Origin of the sequence: Enterobacter sp. 120016, from assembly GCF_018383635.1 — a bacterium.
GTDB classification, from domain to species: domain Bacteria; phylum Pseudomonadota; class Gammaproteobacteria; order Enterobacterales; family Enterobacteriaceae; genus Enterobacter; species Enterobacter asburiae_D.
Genome location: NZ_JAHAWC010000075.1, coordinates 1 through 203 on the forward strand (window position 1 = coordinate 1; position 203 = coordinate 203).

Below are 203 nucleotides of genomic sequence, written 5' to 3' on the forward strand. Positions count from 1 at the left end.
CGGAAGGTATACACCACCCCCTTCTCATCAATTATCAGCGCCTGCGTGACGTCGGCATACAGCGCTTTCGGGGTGAAGAAAGCGAAGTCCCATTTCCCGTAAGGCATCCCGCCGGTCTCTTCGGGGGTTGCTGGCTCACCTGTATGGCAGCCCGTCAGGGTGGCCAGGATTAAAAACAGCCACAAGCAGCATTGTTTCAAAAT

1 pseudogene is annotated in these 203 nt (G+C 55.2%); it reads right to left on the reverse strand.

Annotated elements, in window-relative coordinates:
* A pseudogene (locus tag KIF87_RS23180) lies at positions 1 to 203 on the reverse strand (DUF2931 family protein); the annotation flags it as partial.